Here is a 5,185-nt window from a genome sequence, read left to right on the forward strand (position 1 = left end):
AGGACGGCGAGCAGGGGCGGCGCGACGGCTGCGAGCGTCTCGCGCCACACCCAGCCGCCGACCGCGACGAGATACAGAACCCCCCAGCGCCCCGGCCAGGTCAGCCGCCCGCCCGCGCGCGCGAGCAGCAGCCACAGCGGGACGAGGCACAGCAACTGGCAGACCGGCGGCACCCAGCGCAGCAGCGGCTCGGGCCCGTCGAGCCCCAGTGCGTCCGCGAGGAACCCGGCCGTCTTCTCGTACAACGCCCCCTCCACCGGCCGCGGTTCCCGCCCCAGGGCGACCGGAGCGGTGTACAGGGCGAGCAGGGCGGCGTACAGCGCCGTCCCCGGCAGCCAGGGGTCGCGGCGGGCGCACAGGGTGACGGCGGCGGTGAACACCACGAGCAGCAGGCCCCCCGCCGCCAGCGACGGCAGCGGCAGGCCCTCCAGCAACTGACGCCCGGTCAGTGCGGCGTCGGACGCCCGGTCGAGCCACGGCAGCTCCCGCAGCGGCGCGAAGAAGAACACCACGGCCACGCCGAGCAGGCTCCACAGGGCGCCCCTGAGCCGCCGCTCCCCCGGCTCCTGGTCCCAGGGCGGCTCCGCGGACGCCGGCGGCGGTTCCCGGGTGGGTCCCTCCGGCCGCACGATCAGGGCCAGCGTGTCCGCCTGGAGCGCCTCGCGTTCGTAGCCGGGGCGCCCTATGAACAGCGTGACCGTGTCCTGGTCGCCGTCCCTGGGCTGGTAGGCGGCCCTGCGGGCCCAGGTCGTGCCGTACCCGGCGGTGGCGTTCAGTTTCGCCCAGCGGGTGCCGTAGGCGGTGTCGGAGGGGCCGTTTTCAGGTGTGCGGACGGCGGGTGCGCCGTCGTCGTGGCGCAGGGCCGCGCGCAGTCCGGCCGCGGAGACGACGGCGATCAGGGTCATGCTGAGCAGCACCGCCCAGCCCGCCCCGGCGATCCCGGCCGGTGTGAACAGCACGCCCGCGCTGCCCAGCACCAGGGCGCACATGGCGCCCTGGAGCGCGGCGAGCACGCCGGTGCGCCCCTGGACGCGCAGTACGCCGATGTACAGCTCCACCACGACCCGGGGCAGCGCGCCGAGCGCGAGCAGCCGCAGCACCGTCGAGCCGTGCTCGGCGTAGTCCGGGCTGAAGGGCGTGAGGATGTACGGGGCGAACAGGACGAGGACCAGCACCACCGGAACCAGCAGCAGTGTCATGCGCCGCAGGGCGCCCTTGACGCCGTCGGCGAGCTGGCGAGGGTCGTGCGAGGCGTGCGCGGTGAGGGAGGAGGCCATGTTGATGGCCAGGAACTCCATCGTGCCGCCGACGGTGTAGGCGACGTAGAAGTAGCCGTTCTCCGCGGCGCTGAAGCGGACCGCGACCATCACCGGCAGCAGGTTGATCATCGCCAGGCTGAACAGGGCGCCCAGCGAGTCCCCGGCCAGGAAGCGGCCCATGTCCCGGAACCCCGGGGGCTCCTTGTCGCGGTCGGCGGCCGCCTGGCGGGGGATGAGCCGGCGGAAGACCAGCCAGCCCAGCGGCAGGGTGGAGAACGCGATCGCCACCGCCCAGGAGACGAAGATGCCGAGGACGGGCAGCGTGCCGGCGAAGACGGCCAGCAGGGCGAGCTTGCCGACCGAGAACACCGCGTTCCCGGCGGGCACCCACTCCGCCTTGCGCAGTCCGGTGAGCACCCCGTCCTGGAGGGTGAGCAGCGCCCAGGCCACGCACGCGGCGACGAAGACCGCCCCGGCCATGGGCGTGCCCAGCGGCGCGTACGACGCCCCCCACGCGTCGAGCGTGAGCAGGAAGACGGCCGCGGCGAGCGCCACGACCAGCGAGCTGGCCACGTACGTGCCCCAGACCAGCCGTCCCGTCTGCCGTCCCGCGCGCGGGACGAAGCGGACGACGGCGCCGATCATCGTCGTCGCCGTGATGCTGGCCAGCAGCCGCATCGCGGCGATGGCCGCGGAGCCCTGGCCGACGGCCTCCTCCGTGTAGTAGCGGGCGGCCACCAGCCAGAAACCCAGGCCCAGCACGGCCGAGACGCCGGTGCTGAGCATGAGGAAGTAGGCGTTCTTGAACAGCGAGTCGTGCGTGTGCTCGCTGTCGGCGGGCTTCGGTCCGCCTCCGGAGGACGCGGTGGCGGGCTCGTGCACCTGGATCTCAGCCACGGGACTGCCCCAGCCCTCCCGGTGTCGGTCCGCTCCGGGACAGCCGTCCCGGGGCGTCGACCGGACGGGCCCCGGACCGCTCCAGCACCTCCACGACCGTGCGCGCCCGCAGCGGGTCCACGGGCAGCGCGTGCCGGGCGAACCAGCGGGCCGCCCCGGGGGCCGGTGAGGGGTCGGTGAACTCCGCGCCCGCGTAGTCGTCCAGCGGCGGGTCGTAGAGGTAGCCGACGATCACGCCCCGGTCGACCAGGGCCGCGATCGCCGCGTCCCGGTCCTCGACGAACAGCGGGACCCGGAACAGCGGCTGCGTCCCGTGGACGTCGCGCGGCTTGGCCCAGGGCGTGGCCAGCAGCAACTCGGTGCCCGCCCGGCAGGCGTCCAGCACCTCGTCCAGCCGGTCGAGCCTGCGTGCGATGCGGCCCAGCCGCAGCCGGCCGGACTCCAGGCGGTAGTCGTGCATGTCGACGCGCAGCCACGGGTGGTGGGCGTCGAGCCCGGGCGCCTCGGCCGCGGCCAGCGCGAGTTCGTCCGGGCGCAGCGGCATCCGGATGTCCTCGCGGTCGGCCAGCCCGAGCAGCCGGATCGCGGCCCAGGCGGCCCTCCGCAGCCGCAGGCCACGCACCGCCGCCTCGGCGAACGGCCGCAGGGCGAAGGCCAGTTCGGAGCCGAGCCGGCCCGGGGTGAGCAGCCCCGCGCGGGTCTCCTCCACGGCCCGGCGCAGCCCCGGGTCGGCGAGGGACAGCATGCCGCCGGCCTTGGCTCCGACGTGCTTGGACAGGCTGAACACGGAGGCCTCGCCCCACGCCCCGACCGGCCGGCCCCCGATCCGGCTGCCGATGGCGTGCGCCGCGTCCTCGAACAGCGGGATGCCCAAGGCGTCGCACGTGCTCCTGAGGCGCGGTGCCGGGTCCGGGTTGCCGTAGAGGTTCGTGGTGAGCACGGCCGACACCGAGCCCCACACCTCGTCGGGCACGGCATCGATGTCGATGGACGCGTCGAGCGGGTTCAACGGCGCCTGCACCGGGCGCAGTCCGGCGGCGAGGACCACGAAGAAGATCACGTCGTCGTTGACCGGCGACATCAGCACACGCCCACCGGGCGGGCACCAGTGGCGCAGCGCCACGTACAGCCCGAAACGGCATGACGGTACGTACACACATTCCCGGCCGAGCCGCAGGCGCATGGTCTCCTCCAGCCGTTCCGGCCGTGAACCATGCCGCACCGAGCCCGGGCCGGCCTCCCCAATGGCCATCCGCCCCCCTGGTGTGCCGTAGGAACGCCCCCTCCCCGAGGCCTTCCGGCACCCGCCCAGAGTCGCCCTGTTCGCACCGCTCCGTCAAGATTGCGTCGCGTCCTGTGGATAACTTCCGGCACGTACACATGTGCGGCCCCGTCCGCCGCGCCGGTAACCGCCGACGGGTCCGCCCGGTCGCACCCGGGCCCACCTGCCCCGTTCCTCCCGCTCGCCTCCTGGGACCCTGCCCAGGATCCGTGCGTCACCCGTAACGTGTGGCACGACCACGGACACGTGGCGACGACATGGCGCACCCGAAAGCGAGGCAGCACCCGATGCCCCCCTTCGATGTCCCCGAGGGCGATCCCTTCGGTCCGCACAACCTGCCGTACGGCGTGTTCTCCCTTCCCGGCTCCGCCCACCGGACCGTCGGCGTCCGGCTCGGCGACCATGTGCTGGACGCGGGCGCGGCGGCCCACGCGCTCGGCTCCCCCTACGCCTCCCTGCTCGCGCGGCCGAACCTCAACCCGCTGCTGGCGGCGGGCCGCACGGCCTGGTCCGACGTCCGCCGGGCGCTGACGGCCTGGGTGACCGTGCCCTCCCACCGCGAGACCGTCGAGAAGCTGTTCCACCCGCTGTCCTCGGTGACGCTGCACCTGCCCTTCGAGGTCGCGGACTACGTCGACTTCTACGCCTCCGAGAACCACGCCCGGAACGTCGGGCAGATCTTCCGGCCCGACGCGGAGGACTCCCTCACCCCCAACTGGAAGCACCTGCCGATCGGCTACCACGGCCGCTCCGGCACGGTCGTGGTCTCCGGCACGGACGTCGTACGCCCCTCGGGCCAGCGCAAGGCGCCCTCCGACACCGCCCCGGTCTTCGGCCCGTCCGTCCGGCTGGACATCGAGGCCGAGGTCGGCTTCGTCGTCGGCGTACCGTCCCGCATGGGCCGGCCGGTGGCGCTCGGCGACTTCCGCGAGCACGTCTTCGGCCTGTGCCTGCTGAACGACTGGTCCGCGCGGGACATCCAGGCCTGGGAGTACGTGCCGCTCGGCCCGTTCCTCGGCAAGTCCTTCGCCACCTCCGTCTCGGCGTGGATCACCCCGCTGGACGCCCTGGAGGAGGCTCTCGTGGCGCCTCCGGCCCGGACGCACCGGCTGCTGCCGTACCTGGACGACGGCGACGAGGAACCCGGCGGCTACGACCTGCGGATCAGCGTCGCCGTCAACGGTCACGTCGTCTCGGAGCCGCCCTTCTCCACCATGTACTGGACGGCCGCCCAGCAGTTGGCCCACATGACCGTGAACGGTGCCTCCCTGCGCACGGGCGACCTGTACGGCTCGGGCACGGTCAGCGGGCCGTCGGAGCGCGAGCGCGGCTCGCTGCTGGAGCTGACCTGGAACGGCCGCGACCCGCTGGAACTCCCCGACGGCAAGCGGACCTTCCTGGAGGACGGCGACGTGGTGACCCTCTCGGCCTGGGCGCCCGGCCCCGACGGCGTCCGCGTGGGACTGGGCGAGGTGACGGGGCGGGTGGTCCCGGCCTGACCCCCGTGCCCGGTCCGGGCGGCCCGGGCCGGGCCGCCCCCGGCCCTCCCACCCATTCCGGCCCTTCCGGCCCTCCCACCCCCCTTCCGGCCCTTCCGTCTGCCTCCGGCTCCTGACGCACACCGTCCGGGCCCGTCATACTGGGCCACGGGCGGTGTGCCCGTACCCGCGCGGTGCACGGCACGTCCGCCGCGCCCGTCGCGGTCACGGGTGCGCACGGCAGCCGGATTCTCGGTGAGCACGACGAC

Annotated in this window: 3 protein-coding genes; 1 reads left to right on the forward strand and 2 read right to left on the reverse strand. The window is 74.2% G+C overall.

What is annotated here, in order from left to right:
• Together RIN80_RS25405 and RIN80_RS25410 are read right to left on the reverse strand one after the other, a co-directional pair.
• A partial coding sequence (locus tag RIN80_RS25405; RefSeq protein ID WP_309097979.1) for a lipopolysaccharide biosynthesis protein occupies positions 1-2,156 on the reverse strand: 2,156 nt, incomplete at its 3' end.
• A complete protein-coding gene (locus RIN80_RS25410; RefSeq protein ID WP_309097980.1) occupies positions 2,149-3,408 on the reverse strand; it encodes a DegT/DnrJ/EryC1/StrS family aminotransferase in 1,260 nt (419 codons plus the stop codon). The genes RIN80_RS25410 and RIN80_RS25405, both read right to left, overlap by 8 nt.
• A gap of 317 nt (positions 3,409-3,725) precedes the next feature.
• Here RIN80_RS25410 and fahA point away from each other — a divergent pair, with 317 nt between their 5' ends.
• On the forward strand, positions 3,726-4,937 hold the full coding sequence (fahA, locus tag RIN80_RS25415; RefSeq protein WP_309097981.1) for a fumarylacetoacetase: 1,212 nt from the start codon (positions 3,726-3,728) through the stop codon (positions 4,935-4,937).
• The last annotated feature ends 248 nt before the right edge of the window (positions 4,938-5,185 follow it).

Source organism: Streptomyces sp., from assembly GCF_031181705.1.
GTDB lineage: Bacteria > Actinomycetota > Actinomycetes > Streptomycetales > Streptomycetaceae > Streptomyces.

Excerpts from the sequence above, each read along its gene's own strand:
- RIN80_RS25410 (WP_309097980.1), bottom strand. The coding sequence starts at position 3,408 with ATGGCCATTGGGGAGGCCGGCCCGGGCTCGGTGCGGCATGGTTCACGG.
- fahA (WP_309097981.1), top strand. The coding sequence starts at position 3,726 with ATGCCCCCCTTCGATGTCCCCGAGGGCGATCCCTTCGGTCCGCACAAC.